At 56.7% G+C, this 18,886-nt stretch carries 16 protein-coding genes, 2 tRNA genes and 1 pseudogene; 15 read left to right on the forward strand and 4 right to left on the reverse strand.

The window, feature by feature from the left end; all coding sequences use genetic code 11:
• Nucleotides 1-5: 5 nt before the first annotated feature.
• Nucleotides 6-1,208: a hypothetical protein gene (locus CSQ86_RS02695; RefSeq protein ID WP_100493546.1), complete on the forward strand. Its 1,203-nt coding sequence runs from the start codon at nucleotides 6-8 to the stop codon at nucleotides 1,206-1,208.
• A 59-nt stretch (nucleotides 1,209-1,267) separates the two neighbouring features.
• On the opposite strand, the gene CSQ86_RS02700 is transcribed toward CSQ86_RS02695, so the two are convergent.
• Nucleotides 1,268-2,251 (reverse strand): Gfo/Idh/MocA family protein, encoded by a 984-nt coding sequence (locus CSQ86_RS02700; RefSeq protein ID WP_100493547.1) that lies wholly within the window; start codon nucleotides 2,249-2,251, stop codon nucleotides 1,268-1,270.
• Between the two features lie 210 nt (nucleotides 2,252-2,461).
• Here CSQ86_RS02700 and CSQ86_RS02705 point away from each other — a divergent pair.
• The 10 genes and pseudogenes from CSQ86_RS02705 to mmsB all read left to right on the forward strand — a co-directional run bounded on the left by CSQ86_RS02705 (nucleotide 2,462) and on the right by mmsB (nucleotide 12,844).
• A tRNA-Asp gene (locus CSQ86_RS02705) sits at nucleotides 2,462-2,538 on the forward strand.
• A gap of 298 nt (nucleotides 2,539-2,836) precedes the next feature.
• Complete coding sequence (locus CSQ86_RS02710; RefSeq protein ID WP_100493548.1) at nucleotides 2,837-3,787, forward strand: ROK family glucokinase; 951 nt, start codon at nucleotides 2,837-2,839, stop codon at nucleotides 3,785-3,787.
• Nucleotides 3,788-3,887: 100 nt separating this feature from the next.
• Nucleotides 3,888-4,307: a peptide deformylase gene (locus tag CSQ86_RS02715; RefSeq protein WP_100493549.1), complete on the forward strand. Its 420-nt coding sequence runs from the start codon at nucleotides 3,888-3,890 to the stop codon at nucleotides 4,305-4,307.
• Nucleotides 4,308-4,633: 326 nt separating this feature from the next.
• Nucleotides 4,634-5,434 (forward strand): hypothetical protein, encoded by an 801-nt coding sequence (locus CSQ86_RS02720; protein ID WP_165773708.1) that lies wholly within the window; start codon nucleotides 4,634-4,636, stop codon nucleotides 5,432-5,434.
• A gap of 235 nt (nucleotides 5,435-5,669) precedes the next feature.
• Complete coding sequence (xylA, locus tag CSQ86_RS02725) at nucleotides 5,670-7,019, forward strand: xylose isomerase (protein WP_100493550.1); 1,350 nt, start codon at nucleotides 5,670-5,672, stop codon at nucleotides 7,017-7,019.
• 250 nt (nucleotides 7,020-7,269) lie between these two features.
• Entirely contained in the window at nucleotides 7,270-7,899 is a 630-nt protein-coding gene (locus CSQ86_RS02730; protein ID WP_100493758.1) for a sugar O-acetyltransferase, read from the forward strand.
• A 236-nt stretch (nucleotides 7,900-8,135) separates the two neighbouring features.
• The gene (locus tag CSQ86_RS02735; RefSeq protein WP_100493551.1) at nucleotides 8,136-8,327 is read left to right on the forward strand and encodes a hypothetical protein; all 192 of its coding nucleotides are present in this window, start codon (nucleotides 8,136-8,138) and stop codon (nucleotides 8,325-8,327) included.
• Between the two features lie 460 nt (nucleotides 8,328-8,787).
• Nucleotides 8,788-9,894 (forward strand): annotated as a pseudogene (locus CSQ86_RS02740) (substrate-binding domain-containing protein).
• Between the two features lie 150 nt (nucleotides 9,895-10,044).
• A complete protein-coding gene (locus CSQ86_RS02745; protein WP_217625224.1) occupies nucleotides 10,045-11,586 on the forward strand; it encodes a sugar ABC transporter ATP-binding protein in 1,542 nt (513 codons plus the stop codon).
• Nucleotides 11,587-11,629: 43 nt separating this feature from the next.
• Nucleotides 11,630-12,844, forward strand: a complete 1,215-nt coding sequence (mmsB, locus tag CSQ86_RS02750; protein ID WP_100493553.1) for a multiple monosaccharide ABC transporter permease — start codon at nucleotides 11,630-11,632, stop codon at nucleotides 12,842-12,844.
• Between the two features lie 292 nt (nucleotides 12,845-13,136).
• On the opposite strand, the gene CSQ86_RS02755 is transcribed toward mmsB, so the two are convergent.
• The 3 genes from CSQ86_RS02755 to CSQ86_RS02765 form a co-directional block, all read right to left on the reverse strand.
• Entirely contained in the window at nucleotides 13,137-13,484 is a 348-nt protein-coding gene (locus CSQ86_RS02755; RefSeq protein ID WP_100493554.1) for a hypothetical protein, read from the reverse strand.
• A gap of 119 nt (nucleotides 13,485-13,603) precedes the next feature.
• Nucleotides 13,604-13,924 carry a hypothetical protein gene (locus tag CSQ86_RS02760; protein WP_240542297.1) on the reverse strand — a complete coding sequence of 107 codons (321 nt, stop codon included), beginning with the start codon at nucleotides 13,922-13,924 and terminating at the stop codon, nucleotides 13,604-13,606.
• A 183-nt stretch (nucleotides 13,925-14,107) separates the two neighbouring features.
• Entirely contained in the window at nucleotides 14,108-15,628 is a 1,521-nt protein-coding gene (locus CSQ86_RS02765; RefSeq protein WP_100493555.1) for a xylulokinase, read from the reverse strand.
• Between the two features lie 218 nt (nucleotides 15,629-15,846).
• On the opposite strand from CSQ86_RS02765, the gene CSQ86_RS02770 reads away from it, so the two are divergent.
• The 4 genes from CSQ86_RS02770 to prfA all read left to right on the forward strand — a co-directional run bounded on the left by CSQ86_RS02770 (nucleotide 15,847) and on the right by prfA (nucleotide 18,805).
• Complete coding sequence (locus CSQ86_RS02770; RefSeq protein WP_100493556.1) at nucleotides 15,847-17,085, forward strand: ROK family transcriptional regulator; 1,239 nt, start codon at nucleotides 15,847-15,849, stop codon at nucleotides 17,083-17,085.
• Between the two features lie 65 nt (nucleotides 17,086-17,150).
• Nucleotides 17,151-17,224 (forward strand) — tRNA-Ile (locus CSQ86_RS02775).
• 130 nt (nucleotides 17,225-17,354) lie between these two features.
• A complete protein-coding gene (rpmE, locus tag CSQ86_RS02780) occupies nucleotides 17,355-17,567 on the forward strand; it encodes a 50S ribosomal protein L31 (protein WP_044089693.1) in 213 nt (70 codons plus the stop codon).
• 149 nt (nucleotides 17,568-17,716) lie between these two features.
• A complete protein-coding gene (gene prfA / locus CSQ86_RS02785) occupies nucleotides 17,717-18,805 on the forward strand; it encodes a peptide chain release factor 1 (RefSeq protein WP_100493557.1) in 1,089 nt (362 codons plus the stop codon).
• The last annotated feature ends 81 nt before the right edge of the window (nucleotides 18,806-18,886 follow it).

Genomic DNA, 18,886 nt, shown 5'->3' on the forward strand with positions numbered 1-18,886 from the left:
GCGTTATGAGTGCCTCGTTTCAACGATCGTTTGATGATGTTGAGGATGCAAGTCAGACCAATGGTGGTGCATCGTCAACTGTTGTGCTGGATACAGAGCGGGCTGCTGTTGCCAGGATCCGATTCAAGGCATTCGTGTGGCTGACGATATTCCTGGTTGCGCTGATTGCAGCAGTTGTCGCCGGTACGGATCGCAGCGGTGGCCCGGCGGTCAGTGAGCAGGTGACCGGTACGGTAGCCAGGGTGGACACAGCCAAGAATTCGGTTATGGTCGAGGTGAACGGCGTTGAATATCCGTTCCGTCACCGTACGCATTCACAATATGCCTACCATGTGGGCGACCGGTTGCAGATCTATGTATTCAATGGCGAAGTATATGAATCACTGAAGGGCGTCAGCAACCTCACCATGCTAAGCCGAGCATATCCGTGGCTTGCATGTGCGGCGCTCGCATTGGCTTGTGTGGCGCTCACCTATACGCTGGGGTGGCGTAGAGCTGCGAGCGTGATACGCGATGCCGATACCGGCGACCCCATCGCCATTGCCTATCTAAAGCGGGGGCCGCAACTGGGAACGGTCGAATGGTGGTGGGCCACTCCGCCGGTCAGGCCATCGTCGGAGCGGCGCAAGGTCGTTGTTCTGGGCGTGATGCTGTTGTGCGCGGCGGTGGCTTTCATTGCCATGCTGGTGGTGATGTGGCTGCTCGGTGGTCTTGGTTCGGCGTCGGGACTGTTGGTAGCGTTTGCGTTCTCGGCATTGCCGTTCGCCGTTTTGGCGATTTGGTGTTTCGTGTTCGCCGTACATCCGTCTGAAGGTAAGATTCGGGCGCTCAGGTGGATGGGGTGGGCGCTGCTTGGCTCCGGTCTGCTCGGTCTATTGATGATTGGTTGGCTCTCGCACGATTCGTACCTGTATGCAGGTGGCACCATCGCGATGGTGTACGGAGCATCGCAGACGTTCGTTCGGGCATTGCGCTCGTTGGGGACCATCGCCTTGCCGGGGCCCGTGACCATGCCCAGGTATCGTGAGCGCATCGAACAGGATATCGCCCGACGTGCGAGAGCCGAATCGCAAGTCGCCTCCGAGGGATGGGGATTGGATATGGTGCGCGCGAAACGCGAACGCAGTGTGTTCGTGCGCTACACGTTGATATCCATCGGATTCATCGCCATCATAGTGGTTGCGGCTTGGTTGAAAACCGTGATGTAGCCCGTGTGTTAAGGCGTTAAGTACCGCTAGGCACGTTGCAGTGCGGATTTAACGGGCTACTATTCCTGCTCTTCCTCCGGGTAGCTCAAACCCCACTGGGCGCGGCGAATCAGGGTCATCATATCCATCACGTCGCGCGTGTAATCCAAGTGCATGATAGAGCGGTCGCCCGCGATGGCGGCTTCCATATCCGTCACCTCATAGGCCAATGCCTTGGCGGTTTCGCCGGCCTCGATGACCTCAGTGTGACCGTCCTCCACATAGGTGATGGTGGCGCGTTCGCCACGAGGATAGTCGTAGACTTCCACATAGCCCTTATCGAAGGACAGCAGTCCGCGCTTGGGCTGCTTGGCGTGAAGCGACAGGGTAACCGTAGCCATCTGGCCGTCCGCGTTGGTCAGTAGGATGCCGGCCTGTTCGTCGACTCCGGTCGGGGCGAGTTTAACCTGCGAAAGAATCTGATTTGGAGTGGAGCTCATGAACCAGCGCACGAAGGAGAGCGCATAGACGCCGATGTCGAGCATGGCGCCGCCGGCAAGGTTGCGGTTGAAGAAGCGGTTGGCCATGTCGTACTCCTTGTAGGAGCCGAAGTTCATCTGAATAAGCTTCAGATCGCCGAGTTTGCCGGAAGCGATGATTTCGTTGAGCTTCTTATACAGCGGCATATGATACAGGGTCATGGCTTCGGCGAGCACCACATTATTGGCGGCGGCGAGGGCTACGGCCTCATTGAGTTCCTCGCTGTTCAAAGTGATGGATTTTTCGCACAGCACATGCTTGCCGGCGCTCAATGCCTTACGTAGGAAATTGATATGCGTGTTGTGCGGCGTGGAAATATAGATGACGTCCACATCCGGGTCGGCGAACACATCGTCGATGGTGTCGTACACCTTGCCGATGCCGTACTTTTCGGCAAATGCCACGCCTTTGTCATGGGTTCGGTTCGCCACCGAATAGAGTTTGCGACCTTCACCCTCCAATGCTTGTTCGAGCTGGTTGGCGATGACACCGCATCCTAGCGTAGCCCAATTGAGTTCACGCATGATCGTCTCCTTTGCCTGTAACGTTGCCCTTGTAGAGGGTTCTGGGGTTCAGCATACATTCAGGCTATTTTTCAGGCATGTATTGTGGCATGTCGTTTGGCTCGTGACCCTGTGTTGTTCTGCCGCCTACTTGTTTGCGACACGCCGAAGATGACAGAACGTTCATGTTCCATGTAATATAACCTCTCGTGCTTCATTGAGAAACACAACGGCCCCGTAGCTCAGTTGGTTAGAGCGCCGCCCTGTCACGGCGGAGGTCACCGGTTCAAGTCCGGCCGGGGTCGCCACCAAGCTTCCGATGGATTCGGGAGCTTTTTTGTTTTTCGTTTGATTGTCATCTATCTGATATCGCGGCTTGATTCCTTGCTGCTGCCGACACGCCAATAGAACGATTGACGTAATGTTCCTACGGATGCCAACGTTTGCGCTAACAATCCTTATATCGCTTGGAAATGTCATGACAACGATTGCGGTGCAAAACATGTTTCGCAGCGAACAATTTATGTACCTATTGGTAGTTAAGTCATCCCATTTCGTTATGATTTCAGTATCTCAACTGACATATTCATACTCAAGGAGCGAGTTATGACCACACTTGCCGTGGATATCGGAGGAACCAAAATCGCCGCCGCCGTGTGCGATGAAAACGATAACATCGTTCAGCGTTGGCGCGTGCCCACGCCAATGGATGCGGACGCCATCAACCAACACATCGCCAATGTGTACAACGAAGCCGTTGCCGCAGGCCATACCGACATTCAGGCCATTGGCATCTCCGCTGCCGGCAATGTTGGCGCCGACCGCAAGACCTTGACCTTTGCCGCTAACATTCCGGCTTGGATCGACTACAACCTGTCCGAGCACGTTGGCGCGCTGATTGATCACGCCGTGCCGGTGGTTGTGGAGAACGATGCCAATTGTGCCGGTTGGGGTGAATATGTTCATGGTGCCGGTCAGGGCAGCCGGAACATGGTGGCTCTGACCGTGGGCACCGGCCTCGGCGGCGCCATCGTGATCAATGGCGAGCTGTACCGCGGTTCCTTCGGTATGGCAGCTGAAATCGGCCACCTGCCAATGGTCCCGGATGGTGATCACTGCGGTTGCGGTCTGCGTGGTTGCGCCGAGCGCTACACTTCCGGCACTTCCTTGGAGAACTTCGCTAAGTCCGCTGTGCGCCGTCGTCCGCAGGATGCCAAGCGACTGCTGGAGCTGTGCGGTGGGGACGTGACCAAGCTGGAAGGCCCGATGGTTTCCCAGGCCGCCCAGGAAGGCGACGAGCTCGGCCTGTACGCCTTCGGCAAGATCGGCGAATGGCTCGGCCGCACGATGGCCGCCGTTTCCGCCGTGCTCGACCCGGATTTGTTCGTGATCGGTGGCGGCGTAGTGGCCGTCGGCGACATCCTGCTCGAGCCGGCTCGCTACAACTACGCACGTTTCCTGGAAGGCAGCGCCTATCGCGGCCATGCCGAGATCGTGGCTGCAACCGCCGGTCAGGATGCCGGCCTGATTGGCGCCGCCAACCTGGCCCTGCGCTGACGCTAGTAAACCACTGCTAACGGCTCTGTGCGACTGTTCGCCAGAGCCGTTTTGCTATTCTGCTGAGAAAAGCACTGAAATAGAAGAAAAAGAGATTGACATGCAGCGACCGATTATGACATCACGCTCATTCCTGCGCATGCCGGGAGAGCCTGCCGGTCCGGGGGATGAGAACACGGCGCGCGATCTTGTGGATACATTGGAGGCCAATCGCTCTCGTTGTGTGGGCATGGCCGCTAACATGATTGGCGTGAACAAGCGCATCATCGCTTTTGTGGATGAAGATCTTGGCGGTCGTATTTCGGTAATGTACAACCCGAACATCACGTCCTGCGACGGGGCTTTCGAGACCGAAGAGGGTTGCCTGTCCCTGACCGGCGAACGCCGCACGATGCGCTACCGTCGTATCGAAGTCGATTTTGAGGATCGCCGATTCCATGCTCGTCATGCCACGTTTACCGGTTGGACCGCGCAGATCATCCAGCATGAAGTGGATCATTGCAACGGTATTATCATCTGAAATCATCTGAATGCTGGTTGCCGATTTGCGTAGCGGGTTTGGCAGCAATTTGGTGTCAAACCACTCGTAATGAAGACACGCCGAAGCCGCAGCATCTACAAGTCCTCTGTGGATAAGTAATGGCTGTTGCGGTGGATAACCATGGCATATGCCTCATTATCCACCGGTGGGCAGGTAGGTTATGCACCGTTCACCGTCCACGGTGCGTTGACTTATCCACTTATCCACTGATTCGCGAATGTGACTTGCGGGCGTTGCCGGCAGACTCCTACAGTGTGCCTCACGGCGGGCAATGAAGCCCGCCGTCCACTAGCAAGGAGGCTGTGATGACTATGACGAGCGTTGCAATCGGGGATTCCGATTTGCCGGCGATGCTGAGCTCGAGGGATGTTGCTGACATCTTCAAGCGCCGCAATCTTGCCGTGTATGCCGAAGCGCGGCGTGAATTCTTTCGGAAGGTGAATCTCAACCCGTTCAAACCCCACTCCCAGTATGTGCTTCAATTGCTGGACTGGTCGTTTCAAGACTGGTTCTCATTCGATTGCCTGGTAAGCGCCTCAGGAATAACCGGTGATGAATCGGAAGATCTGCGCATTGAATTGGAGTATGACGCCAACCGTGGCATCTCGCCATTTCTGGCCATCGGGGAATACCTTCACGCCGACTGCGGGAAAGATGGTATTGATGAACATGCGGTGCAGGATTTACGCGAGGTGAATGACACCAATTTCGCTTCGATTTTCTGGATTCGTGATGCGCATGCGGCAAGCGGCCGTCTGATGGTGGAAGACCTGCTGCACGGCGAGCTCTATTCGGTGTTCGACCCGCGCGCGGCATCTCAATATGACGGGGCGAGGGGAGGCATGATAGTCAATCGCATTGCCCACAATCGTGGAATGTGGAGGTCGTGCGCCATACCATTGTATGAGGCTCGCCGCCCCGATTCGGAAGCCGCAGGGGTGGAGGCCGTCGAACTGTTCCGAGATTCCGGGTACACGCCTGATTTCGTGGGCCTGGTGCGTTTCTTCTATGGGCGGGCCAAGGACACCGGTCTTGGTTGGGAGGATGCGGTATCTCGCCGTAACACCAGTATGCTCGACCGCTTTCTGAACCGGATTTGCGCATAACGTGACAACAGTATGGGGGAAGGCTCCATCCAGCGGCGGATTATCAGGGGAATAATCCGCCGCATTTTTATTTGATTGCGAGCAGTCGAGTTTGTCTGCCGGTGTGAAAACCGCTGCAATTACAGGCAACACGCTGTACGAGTACGTATTAATTCAATCATTTGACAAACATAGTTCATTCGTTTTATTATTTATCCCGTAATCCGTTGAACCACTACTGCAAAGGAGCGCCCAAATGGGTCTGTGGGATGTTGACAAGGTCGAGTACGTCGGTCGCGAGAAGGGACCGAAGGAAGGCCTCGCTTTCCATTACTACGATGCTGACAAGGTCGTTGCCGGCAAGAAGATGAAGGATTGGCTGCGCTTCGGCGTCGCTTGGTGGCACACCTTCAACCAGGAACTTGTCGATCCGTTCGGCACCGGCACCGCTCACCGTCCGTACTACAAGTACACCGATCCGATGGATCAGGCTCTGGCCAAGGTTGATTACGCCTTCGAACTGTTCCAGAAGCTCGGCGTTGAGTACTTCTGCTTCCACGATCGCGACATCGCCCCTGAAGGCGACACCCTGCGTGAGACCGACGCCAACCTGGACAAGGTTGTCGACAAGATCGAAGAGAACATGAAGGCCACCGGCGTCAAGCTCCTGTGGAACACTTCCTCCCTGTTCACCAACCCGCGCTTCGTCTCCGGTGCTGCAACCTCTCCGTTCGCTGACATCTACGCCTACGCCGGCGGCCAGCTGAAGAAGAGCCTCGAAATCGGCAAGCGCCTCGGTGCTGAGAACTACGTGTTCTGGGGTGGCCGTGAAGGCTACGAGAACCTGTGGAACACCGAGATGAAGCGTGAGACCGATCACATCGCTCAGTTCTTCCACCTGTGCGCTGACTACGCCAAGGAAATCGGCTTTGACGCTCAGTTCCTGATTGAGCCGAAGCCGAAGGAGCCGACCCTGCACCAGTACGACTTCGATGCAGCCACCGCCATCAACTTCCTGCGCGAGCACGACCTGACCGACGTCTTCAAGCTGAACCTCGAAGGCAACCACGCCAACCTGGCCGGGCACACCTACCAGCACGAGATTCGCGTTGCTCGCGAGTCCGGCTTCCTGGGCTCTCTCGACGCCAACCAGGGCGACAAGCTCATCGGCTGGGATATGGATGAGTTCCCGACCGACCTGTACGAGACCGTCGCCGTGATGTGGGAAGTCCTGCAGGCCGGCTCCATCGGCCCGCGCGGTGGTCTGAACTTCGACGCCAAGCCGCGCCGTACCTCCTTCTACGCTGAGGATCTGTTCCGTTCTCACGTTGCAGGTATGGATTCCTACGCCGCAGGCCTGCTGGTCGCCGACAAGATGAACCAGGATGGCTTCATCCAGGATCTCATGGCCGAGCGCTACAGCTCCTACGATTCCGGCATCGGCAAGGAGATCGAGGACGGCAACGTGACCCTGGCCGACCTCGAAGCCTACAGCCTCGACAAGCCGCAGTCCGAGCTGATCGCCGCTACCAAGTCCGATCACCTGGAGTCCGTCAAGGCCACCATCAACAACTACATCATCGACGCTCTGGCTGAAGTCAAGTGAACCGATGACTGACTGATGATTACTCGAGGCGCGGGGCGCGCTTGGTGAACCTCGCGCCTTGAGTATCCATCGCTGCTATCCATGCTTGTTCTCAGGTGCGCACATGCCTGAGGGCAGTTTATCCACCTTCCTTTTTCTTTCTTCTCCTTCCACTGGAATGCCGCTCGGGGCAATGGCGCACCGAGCGGCATTCTGGTATGTGCGCACAGGCGCATCAATCACCATGAAACATGAATGCAGAGGTAACGTCATGGCACACGATCTCGAACAGCTCAAGCGCGATTATCCGGATGTAAGGGCTTTATTTGCCGATGACTGGTTGCAATATCGCAAATCGAAGATTTTGCCCGAATTGACGCGTGAATCGCAGGAAATCAGTGATCGCATCAATCGTATTTATTTCGAGGACACCGCTGAAGCCGAGCGTTTGTTCCGCGAACTGGTGCCGGAAGCGGGGAAGGGCGTGGACTTTCGGCCGCCGATTCGCTTGGATTACGGATTAGGTCTGAAAATCGGTGACCGCACGTTCATCAATATGGACTTCCTGATTGTGGGCGGTGGCCCGATTTCCATCGGCTCAGACTGCCTGATTGGGCCGCGGGTGAGCATCTATACGCCGAACCATGCCATCGCGCGCAAACCAAGACTTGAGGGCTGGCAGCATAACGAAGATGTGACCATCGGCGATAACGTCTGGATTGGTGGCAATGCGGTGATCTGCCCGGGCGTAACCATTGGCGACAACACCATCATCGGTGCGGGGGCTGTGGTGACCCACGATATTCCCGCGGATTCCATTGCCGTGGGCAATCCATGCCACGTGATTGGCCAAGTACCTGAGGATTGGACGCCCGAGCAAAGAGCTCAGGTGGAACATTAAACGTTGCTGATTATGCGAAAGTGTTTCCGCCATAAGCGTGCAATGCGCATAGCGGTGGAAGTTGCAGTGTTCAAGGTATGCGAGCTTAACGTGGTGATTCCGGGGAGTGAAGTCTTGGGTCGAAGCGAAGTGTTTTTTGATTTGCGTTCGTAACGTAACGGGTATATGGTTAAATCATTAAACTAAATAATCACATCCACTCTGCGTACTTGCGCAACGTCAATGGAGATACTGCTATGCACGCACATCGAATGCTGTTATTCTCGCTGGCACTGCTAGCTGTGGCTTACGCCGCGCTACTGTTCGTCGCCCCTGTGGCTGCGCCGCTCGGCGCCGTGCTGACGGCCGCGGGATTGGTGCTGGTTTCCACACGGTATGCCTGGCGGCCGAAGTTCCTGGCGCTTTTTGAGCTAGGGGAGTCGGACTGACGGTTATGCGGATATCGTATGGTCGCGCTTTGTGCTCGGCCTGACAATGCCACTCTGCTTATGGGCAGGGTGGCTTTTTTATTTGAAGGTGATGCGATTCGCGTACATGCGAAATAAATATGTGCGTTTTTGATTGAATGATGTGTTCTTTTGCTTGAGAATGTTGCACTTCTGGCAAATCTTAGAGTTGACTGAGTATCGGCGTGTCGCGTTTTTCTCATCGATGAGATATATACTTTCTTGAACTAAAAACGTTGATGTTCTGTCATTGTTATCGCTCACAATTAGTTAGCCGAATGAATCAAATCTGTCAAAAATGGCGTCATTTCAAGGAAAGTCACCAATTGGTAATTGTTAAATCGAAAAACTATATGGTATATTTTTATCAGGTTCGGCAGAGTTGCCGGAACCAAGGAAGAGGAAATCAAAAGTTCCTATTCAGTGACGAAAGGAATATCCCATGAACAAGTGGACCAAGGCTCTGGGCGTTATTGCTGCAACCGCCATGCTTGTCCCGCTGGCCGCCTGCGGCGGATCCCGTGGCGCCACCACTGCCGGTGGCAGCGGCTCGGACACCGTCAAGGTCGGTATCTCCATGCCTGAGCAGATGCTCGAGCGTTGGAAGATCGACGGCGAGAACCTGAAGAAGCAGCTCGAGGGCTATGGCTATGACGTCACCCTGCAGTACGCGGATGGTAAGACCGATTTGCAGACTTCTCAGATTCAGAACATGGCCAACAACGGTATGAACTACGTGGTCATCGCATCCATCGATGGCACCGCAACCGGTGCAGCCGCAGAGCAGGTCGCCGCCAACGGTGGCAAGGTCATCGCCTACGATCGTCTGGTCATGAACACCGACGCCGTTGACTACTACACCACCTTCTCCCTCGAGGATGTCGGCCGTATGCAGGGCGAGTACATCGAGCAGAAGCTCGGCCTGAAGGATGGACAGAAGGGTCCGTTCAACGTCTAGCTGATGGCCGGTTCCCCGACCGATAACAACGCAGGCTACTACTTCAAGGGTGCCTGGGACGTGCTCGGACCGTACTTCAAGTCCGGCGTGCTGCAGTCCAAGTCCGGCAAGGTTCCGGCCTCCGCAGATGATTGGCAGTCCATCGGCATCGACAACTGGGATCGTCAGAAGGCCCAGAACGAGATGGAGAACCGTATCAACTCCTTCTACAACGACGGCACCAAGCTCGACGCGGTCCTTGCACAGAACGACGCCGAGGCAACCGGTACCTACAACACCGTGGAAGCCGCTGGCTGGGACTACTACCCGATCATCACCGGCCAGGATGCTGAGAAGGCTAACGTCCAGGCCATCGTTCAGGGCAAGCAGTCCATGACCGTCTACAAGGACACCCGTGAGCTCGCCAAGGCCACCGCTGAAATGATCAAGGCTCTGGTCGACGGCAAGGAGCCGAAGGCTCCCGACACCTTCAACAACGGTGTCAAGGATGTTCCGTCTCAGCTGCTGACCCCGGTTACCGTGGACAAGGACAACCTGAAGGAAGTCCTCGTTGATGGTGGCTACATCTCCGCTGCCGACGCTGGTCTGTGATCGCACACTAACCAACTGACCAGTAACAAGCGAATCAAATAGATAGGAGGCGCCGCACTGCAATGTTGCGGTACGGCGCCTTCATCATGCACAGTGACGAAATTATCGGAGGAGGTAACTGTGGCTACAAACGATGACGTGATTTTGGAGATGCGTCATATCGTCAAGCGCTTCGGCCCGGTCACCGCATTGAACGACGTGAATATCACGGTCAAAAGGGGCCAGATATTCTCGATTTGCGGTGAGAACGGCGCTGGAAAATCAACACTGATGAACGTGCTCTCCGGTGTGTACCCGTACGGTACCTACGAGGGCGACATCATCTACAATGGCGAGACCTGCAAGTTCAAGACGATTCGCGATTCTGAGGAAAAGGGCATCGTGATCATCCACCAGGAGCTCGCACTGGTTCCCTATATGTCCATTCAGGAGAACATCTTCCTGGGTAACCAAAAGAAGAAGGGCATCGCGATCGATGCCGACGAACAGCGCCGCATCGCCTACGACGTGATGAAGAAGGTCGGACTGGACGAGAATCCGGACACCCTGATCTCCAACATCGGCGTCGGCAAGCAGCAGCTCGTCGAAATCGCCAAGGCCCTGACCAAGAACGTGAAGCTGCTCATCCTCGATGAGCCGACCGCAGCACTGAACGACGAGGATTCCAAGAACCTCCTCGACCTGATTGACGGTCTGCGCCGAGAACAGGGCATCACCGCCATCATCATCTCCCACAAGCTCAACGAAATCGCCTACTCCGCAGATGCCGTGCAGGTGATTCGAGACGGCCACACCATCAGCCACATCGACATCGACGCCGCACATCCGCTCGACCAGGATGTGCTGATTCGAGACATGGTCGGCCGCCCGCTCACCAACCGCTACCCGGTGCACGAGAGCCACATCGGCAAGGAGATGTTCCGCATCGAGGACTGGAAGATGCACCATCCGCTCGATGAGGCCCGACTGGTCGCCAAGAACGTGAGCTTCAACGTTCGTGCAGGCGAGATTGTCGGCCTGGCGGGCCTGATCGGTGCGGGCCGCACCGAGACAGCGATGAGCGTGTTCGGCCGCCAATACGGTGTGAACGCTTCCGGCAAGATCTTCGTGGAAGGCAAGGAAGTCCACTTCCCGACCGTGCGTTCGGCCATCGATCACGGCGTCGCATACGCCACCGAGGATCGTAAGGTCTACGGTCTGAACCTCATGAAGACCATTCGTGAGAACACATCCCTCGCAAGCCTCAAAGAACTCTCCAACAAGTTCGGGGTGGTCAACGAAACCAAGGAAAAGCAGGTCGCGGAGAAATACCGCAAGGAATTCCGCACCAAGGCCCCAACCATCGAAATGCCGGCAGGCAACCTTTCCGGTGGTAATCAGCAGAAGGTCGTGCTGGCCAAGTGGATGGCCACCGATCCGAAGGTCTTGATTCTGGATGAGCCCACACGAGGTATCGACGTCGGTGCCAAGTACGACATCTACGAAATCATCGACCAGCTCGCCGACTCCGGTTCCGCCGTGGTGGTCATCAGCTCCGAACTGCCCGAGCTGCTTGGTATCTGCGACCGCATTTACACGATGAGCGCAGGCCAGATCACCGGTGTCTTCAACGCCAAGACCACCAACCAGGAAGAGCTCATGCGCTACATGACCTCCGCAACCCCGCTGCCCAAGGATCAGGTGTTCGCCTGACCGCGCGCCCGGAATAACGTTCTTTGAAAGGAAATTGCTGAAAATGTCTACTGCAACCGCAACCCCCGCCGCAAAGAAGGGCGGAGAGGAACAGAGCCTCAAGTCCCTGTTGCTGGGCAACATGCGCTCCTACGGCATCTACCTGGCCCTCGTGCTGGTGATCGTCGTCTTCCAGATCCTGACTGGTGGACGTCTGCTGAACCCGAATAACGTGGTGGCACTGTTCCAGCAGAACGCATACGTGCTTATCGCTGCCATCGGTATGTTGATGATCATCATCGCAACCCACATCGATTTGTCCGTGGGCTCCGTGGTGGCCTTCATCGGCGGCGTCGGCGCACTGGCCATGAAACATGGCGTTCCGTGGTGGGCCGCCATCCTTCTGATGATTGTCATCGGTCTGGCCATTGGCGCATGGCATGGCTTCTGGGTCGCCTACGTCGGAGTCCCTGGCTTCGTGACCACCTTGGGCGGCATGCTCATCTTCCGCGGTCTCGCCACCGTCGTCGCCGGCGAATCCATCCCGGTTTCCAACGCCGCATTCCGCTCCATCTCCAAGGATTACATCCCGACCATCTTCGTTGGACCATTCGCATTGACCGCACTGATCGTCGGTATCGCCGCCATCGTGCTCGTGATTTGGAGCCAGCTGACCAAGCGCGCCAAGGCCGTCAAGAACGGTCTGCCGGCCCAGCCGATGAGCTTTGTGATCTTGAAGTGCGTGGTCGCCGCCCTCGCCATTGGCTACGTGACCTACCTGCTGGCTATGTCCGGCAACGCCACCCAGGGTGGTATCCCGATCGTGCTCGTGATCATCGGTGTGCTGGTGTGCGTGTACTACTTCGTCCTGAACCGCATGGTCTTCGGCTGTAATGTCTACGCCGTTGGTGGCAACCGCAAGGCCGCCATCCTCTCCGGTATCGACACCAAGAAGGTCGACTTCGAGATCTTCCTAAACATGGGCTTCCTGGTCTCCATCGCCTCCATTATCACCCTCTCCCGCCTGGCTTCCGCTTCCGCCCAGACCGGTATGGAGTTCGAGATGGACGCCATCGCCGCCTGCTTCATCGGTGGCACGGCCGTTACCGGTGGTATTGGTACCATCCCGGGCGCTATGGTTGGCGCACTCATCATGGGTGTTCTGAACCAGGGCCTGTCCATCATGGGCGTGGATGCCGCCTGGGTGAAGACCATCAAGGGTCTCGTCGTGATCGCTGCTGTGGCCTACGATCTGCTCTCCAAGAAGAAGAAGGGCTGATGTTGCACCTGGTAGCCGGGGTGTGCGCCCGGCTACTACGGGGATAGGAACTTGCTTGGTTCCCTCCTCCTCCGAAAGGGACGTCATGAATGTGACGTCCCTTTTTCCGTGCATGCGCGCCCTTGCATGCGGTCTGTGAGCCCGCAATCCTCACTATGTATGCGGTGGAACCAGTGCATCGCATACATAGTGAGGATTAAAGCAATAGAAACGGCGCTATGTATGCGGGGTCTTCGTCGGGCCGCATACATAGCGCCGGTTATTGGTTATTGAAAGGTATGAAGGAAGACGATTACTTCTTGTTGGTCTTCTTGACGCGCTTCGGCTTGGCAGCGGGCTTCTTGGGCTCAAGGAAAGGCCACTTGTTCACGGCCCAGGTGTGCAGCGCCGGAATCTTACCGATGGCGAAGCCGATGACCAATCCGATGACGATGCCCCAGGTTTCGAGGTCACGGCCGGCGACCAGCAGGCCAATGAACACCAGGGCGATGACGAAGCACATCATCTGCGATGCTTTGGATTGCTTGGCGGTGACCTGATCGGCCTTCATTGGGATAAGCCCCAGGAACAGGCCGCAGGGAATGCAGATAACGCCCAATACGATGCTAATGATGATTGACATGGTTGCGGTTGCTTCCATTGATGCTCCTTGTGTAAGGTACACAGACTTCTATGTTTCTATGCCGTGTTGTGCCTGAAAACGATGCTAGTAAAGCGTCAGGCCGCCATATGGGGTACCTGCCGTTTTATGGTGAATAGTTACTTATTGTCGATGTGAGAAGAATGCTCTGCAGTGGAAGAATCCGTCTTGGAGTCTTTGGATGCCTCCGTGGATTCCTCGTCTTCCTCGGTGTCTGTTGCGGATTCTTCGTCATCATCCTTGCCTGGTTGACGCCACCAGATAATCAATGCGTTGGCGGCGCAGTAGATGGCGGCGATGCCGATGCATATGAGGAAGATGATGTTAGATGTGCTGATGATGGTGCCGTCCAACATGGATTCCTTCACGGACTGATAGATCCAAACCACACAAGCCACGGAGGTCAGGGCGTACAACATCATACGGGAGCGATTATTCATAAGAATCTCCAGACTTATTCAAACGCATTGATTATAGCGAGTTTGATGGATTGTGACGACGCCAAGTGACTAGCAGCCGAACGCAAAACCGCCGTGGCGGGCAACCGAGCTGTTAACGGTTGCCCACCACGGCGGTAGCGTGTTCAGTTTATCTTGCAGGGAAGGCCGCATGCAACGCTGTGATCAGCCGCGAGCCTTCGCGTAGGCCTCGTACACGGCCTCGGTCGGTTCGCCGGTTTCCACGCCTTCGATATTGAGCTCCCAGGTCGGCGGCTCAGCCTCGCCGGAAAGTACCCAAGCAGCTTGACGGGCAGCGCCGATGGCCACGTACTCGTCGGTGGCCGGGCGGGTAACCTCCATGCCGAGAATGGAGGGTGCCAGCGTGCGGATGGCCACGGATTTCGCTCCACCGCCAATCAGCAGAATGCGGCTGATCTGGGCGCCGAGCGAACGAATCAGCTCGAGGCAATCGCGCTGGGAGCACAGCAGACCCTCTACGAATGCGCGGGCCAGATTCTCCTTGGTGGTGTTGTGCAGGGTCAGGCCGGTCAGGGAGGCGGTGGCGTCCGGGCGGTTCGGCGTGCGCTCGCCGTCGAAGTATGGCACCAGCGTGATGCCGCCGGCACCCGGCTCGGACTTGAAGGCCAGATTGGCCAGCTCGTCGTAGTCCACGCCGAGGGCTGCGCGGCCGGCGTCCAGGATGCGAGAGCCATTGATAGTGCAAGCCAGCGGCAGATAATGGCCAGTGCAGTCGGCGAAGCCGGATACGGCACCAGTCAGGTCATAGACCGGGTTCTCGGCGATGGCAGCAGCGACGCCGGAAGTACCCAGAGAAATAGAGACATCACCGACGGCCATGCCCAAGCCAAGGGAGGCCATGGCGTTATCGCCGCCGCCGGGGCCGAGAATGCATCCGCCTTCAACATTCTTACCGGCGATGGCTGGAGAAGCCTTGACTGCTGCGGCCTCGGTCGGGCCAAGCACAGTGGGCAGCACGATGGCGTCGGCATGGGCTTTGGCGGCTTCCTCGCCTTCGGCGGCGGCAAGCACCATGGCAATCAAGTCACGGCGGTACTCGTTGTGAGCGGCATCGTAATAAATGGTGCCGGAAGCGTCGGAACGGTCGGTGAACAGAGCCTCGAGATGGGCGTCCTCTCCTTCGGCCACCGGGCCATAACCGGCGATGCGCCAGCTCAGCCAGTCATGTGGCAGACAGACGGCTGCGATCTTCTTGGCGTTCTCCGGCTCGTTTTCGGCCACCCAAGCCACCTTGGTGAGGGTGTAGGAGGCCACGGGGGAGGAGCCGACAGCCTTGACCCAACGCTGCTTGCCGCGGGCGACCACGTCTTCAGGTTCGCCGTCCTCGGCCGGTGCCTCGCCGAGCTTTTCAATCAGTGCTGCAGCCTGTGGCGCAGAGCTGATGTCGTTCCACAGCATGGCGTCACGGATAACGTTGCCCTGCTTGTCCAGAATTACCATGCCATGCTGCTGGCCGCCCACGGCCAGAGCTGCCACGTCGTCCAGCCCGCCGGCCTGTTCGGCGGCCTCCTGGAATGCCTTCCACCAGAATTCCGGGTTGACCGAGGTGCCGTCCGGATGCTTGGCTTGGCCGAAGCGAACGAGTTTGCCGGTTGCGGCGTCCGTAACACGAACTTTTGTTGATTGGGTTGACGTATCAACGCCGGCGACCAATGTAGTTGCCATAAAATCCTCCTCGATGAGGCTGAAGCGCTTGTATTCGGCGCGTCCTGATCAATAAGTTAGACGATTAAACTATACTGTATTGCAACGCTTGAATGCAAACGGGAACACGCAATGGTGCGGTCTCGAATGTGCTCGATGGCGCATAATACATATTGGACAAGTAACTGTGAACGCTCACGGGCGGTTCTATCAGCGGGCGACAAAGAGGTGAGGTAACGATGGCGAATCTACGCAGAATCAATCAGGAAGATTTGCGCAACCATAATCTCTCGGTGACGCTTGATGCCCTGTTGCGGGCCGATCATCCGATGAGCCGTGCTGATTTGGCCAAGGAGACCGGTCTGACTAAAGCGACAATGTCGTTGCTGTCGTCCATGTTGCTCGATGGCAATATCATCTATGAAGGTGAACCGGTGGTGTCTACCGCATATGGACGCCCGAGCACGCCATTGAGGATTCGCGGCGGCAGCGTGGCCGGCATAGGTTTGCAGATCAACACTGATGGTTACGGATGCCTTGCCCTTGACCTCAACGGCGATACCTTGGGTCAGGAATGGGTCAGCGAGGATATGACCGGCACTGATCCTTATGAGATATTCGCCAAGCTCGATGCGATGACTTTTCCCATTGAACGCCGACTCAAGCGCCGCGGTTGCAAGGTGGTGGGCGCGGGGCTCGCGTTGCCGGGTATTGTCACGGATGACATGTGGCTGCTCGTGGCTCGTAACCTTGGCTGGGAAAATGTGAACCTGACCCGATTCAATGTGGTCCGTAGGCTCGATGTGGTGGCGGGCAATGAGGCGAAAATGGCTGCTATCGCCCAGATTCCGGGCTATGCCACCGAAAGGGCGGATTTCCTGAACGTCGTCGATCGCATGGATTCGTTCATCTATCTTTCGACTGACATCGGTATTGGCGGCGCTGTGGTGCGCGATGGCGCCGTGGTCACCGGTTCGCACGGATTTGCCGGGGAAATAGGCCATTTGTCGGTATCCATGAACGGGCCGCTGTGCCGTTGCGGCCGTCATGGGTGTCTGGAGGCGTTTGCCGGCCGCCGCGCGTTGGTGGAGTCCGCGGGAATCGCCCAAGATGAGGACGCTACGTCTGCCGAGGGCATCGCGGAGTTCCTGCGTCGCTGGCGCATGGGCGACCCGGTCGTATCCAAAGTGGTGGAGCAGGCTGCGGACGCATTGGTTTCCGCCATCGCTTCGGCTGTAAACATGATGGATGTGGATACTGTGTTGCTCGGTGGTCTATGGACGCACTTCGGTGATGAACTGAGCAATATTCTGGAAGGCCGACTTCGTTCCGAGATTCTGGGATATCCGAATGTGAAGATTCATGTGTCGGTGCCGCCGGTGGCGGAACATCCGTCGTTATATGGTGCGGCGGAAATGGGTCTACGACGCTTTATCGAGAATCCGCTGGCGTACATCGAAACGGATTCCAAAGCGTAATGACTGTTGGGCAGCGGGCTTGTGCTACACTATCCAAGTTGGCTTTTGCCGATGCAAACCAATGTGGGGCCGTAGCTCAGTCGGTTAGAGCATGCGACTCATAATCGCCCGGTCCAGGGTTCAAGCCCCTGCGGCCCCACTCATTTTCACTTATCGCACATGTGACTGGCGCACGTCCATGTACGCGAGTATTATCTGTCAGGTTCCGGTTCACGCTATGCCATAGGGGCATTGCGACCCGGGTCCCCCGAATCCATAGGAGACGTACAATGAAGCAGGGTATTCATCCTGATTATCACCCCGTTGAGGTGACTTGCTCTTGCGGCAACACCTTCGTGACCCGCACCGCTGGCAAGGAAGATCACATGTTCGTTGACGTGTGCTCTCAGTGCCACCCGTTCTACACCGGCAAGCAGAAGATTCTCGACACCGGTGGTCGTGTTGCTCGCTTCGAGAAGCGCTACGGCAAGAAGAGCAAGTAGCATACTTTACGCCAGTCCGATGGGTTTGGCATGCTTCGGCATGCTTTCCAAGGACTGGCGTTTTTGTATCTATACGCATCTGAAAACCGTTGAGCAGTAATTGCTGACTGATTATTGTTAGTTGATTGTTGACTTTGGAAAGAAACGTTATGGCAGACGAACAGTTCCCGGCGGCGGCAACCGCACTCGAGGAGTACCAGTCCATCGAAGAACAGATGGCCAGCCCCGAAATCGTGTCCAATCCCGATAAGTTGCGCAAGCTGGGTCGTCGTCATGCCGAACTCGGCTCTATTGTGAGCGCCTACAAAGCATGGCTGCAGATCAGGGACGATCTTGAAGCCGCTCAGGAAATGGCCAGTGAAGACGCAGACTTCGCCGAGGAAGCCAAGCGCTTGGAAGGTGAGTTGCCTGCTGCTGAAGAGAAGTTGCGCACCGCATTGATTCCTCGAGACCCTGACGATGCGCGCGACACCATCATGGAGATCAAGGCCGGTACCGGTGGTGAGGAAGCCGCACTGTTCGCCGGCGACCTGTTGCGCATGTATACCCGTTACGCCGAAAAGCGTGGCTGGACCGTGAACATTCAGTCCGAGAACACCACCGAACTTGGTGGTGTCAAGGATGTGCAGATTGCCATCCGCGCCAAGGGAACCCCTGCTCCGGAAGACGGTGTATGGGCGTCGATGAAGTATGAAGGTGGCGTGCATCGAGTGCAGCGCGTGCCGGTCACCGAATCGCAAGGCCGTATCCAGACCTCCGCCGCTGGCGTGATCGTGTTCCCGGAAGCCGATGAAGACGACGATGAGATCGAAATCGATCCGAAGGACCTGAAGATCGATATCTTCATGAGCTCCGGCCCTGGTGGTCAGTCGGTGAACACCACGTATTCCGCCGTGCGTATGACCCACATTCCCACCGGCATTGTGGTAAGCATGCAGGATGAGAAGTCGCAGATCCAGAACCGTGCTGCCGCCCTGCGTGTGCTGAAGAGCCGCCTGCTCGCCATGAAACATGAGCAGGAAGCCGCCGAAGCGGCCGATATGCGCCACTCCCAAGTGCGTTCACTGGACCGCTCCGAGCGAATCCGCACCTATAACTTCCCGGAGAATCGTATCGTCGATCACCGCACCAATTACAAGGCATACAATCTGGATGCCGTGCTCGATGGTGATCTGCAAGCTGTCATCGATTCGGACATCCAAGCTGACGAAGCCGAGCGTCTGGCCAATCAGAAGTAATCGATGTGCGGTTTTGGCTGACATATATGATGCCCGACACGCTCCGGGCCGCTCAGGCCAAGTCCTTACGGTCGGACATCA

Origin of the sequence: Bifidobacterium felsineum, from assembly GCF_002802915.1 — a bacterium.
GTDB classification, from domain to species: domain Bacteria; phylum Actinomycetota; class Actinomycetes; order Actinomycetales; family Bifidobacteriaceae; genus Bifidobacterium; species Bifidobacterium felsineum.